Annotated in this window: 2 protein-coding genes; both read left to right on the forward strand. The window is 58.0% G+C overall.

Features of this window, described 5'->3' with window-relative positions; genetic code table 11:
• Nucleotides 1-353, forward strand: a 353-nt coding sequence (locus A3754_RS27200; protein ID WP_197468447.1) for a nuclear transport factor 2 family protein, incomplete at its 5' end; no start/stop codon positions are given.
• Between the two features lie 17 nt (nt 354-370).
• Nucleotides 371-752, forward strand: a 382-nt coding sequence (locus A3754_RS04300) for a hypothetical protein (RefSeq protein WP_231880474.1), incomplete at its 3' end; no start/stop codon positions are given.

Below are 752 nucleotides of genomic sequence, written 5' to 3' on the forward strand. Positions count from 1 at the left end.
ACACCATCTATGCCGACCCCCTGTATTTCAACGACACCCTGGTCACGCTGACACAACGAGACGAGTTAGCCGCGCATTTACAAGCCACCGCCGAAGGGCTGAACAGCATGTCCCTCACCGTCAACCACATCATTAAAGACGGCAGTGATGTGTATCTGCGCTGGGTCATGGAGGCACGCTTCAGCCTGCTCGGCAGCGAACGCCTGTCTCGCACCATTGGTATCAGCCAGCTGCGTTTCAACGCGCAGGGGCAAGTCGTTTTCCAGCAGGATTTCTGGGACAGCAGCCAGGGCATGGACCAGCATTTGCCCGTAATAGGACCGATGACACGATGGCTAAGAGAGCACGACTAATCCCGGCCGGGCTGCTAATGGCTGCTGCGGCAATCGCCTCACCAGGTTACGCGAGCGAAAGCGAGCAACCCTGGCAGGTTTGTACCCGCAGCGATGTGAAAGCCCTGCGCTTCATCACGGTGGGCGAAGCCACCCTGTCCCGACACGACTGTCAGGCCGACGACCTGCTGTCACCACCGTTGCGGCTGACCTTCCGCTATTTTCGTGACGTTCCCGGTGATGCCTTTGCCAAAGCCGCGCTGAACTTTCTGGAAAAAAACCTCCAAGCAACGGAATTCGACCGATACCAGTCCCGTTTCCAGGCATTCAACAGCCATTATCAGGACATCAGCGACGGCGACGCCTACAGCCTGACCTATCGCGAAGACGGCCTGACACTGGCCCTCAATAACCAGCGCT

It is taken from the genome of Alcanivorax sp. HI0083 (assembly GCF_001635175.1).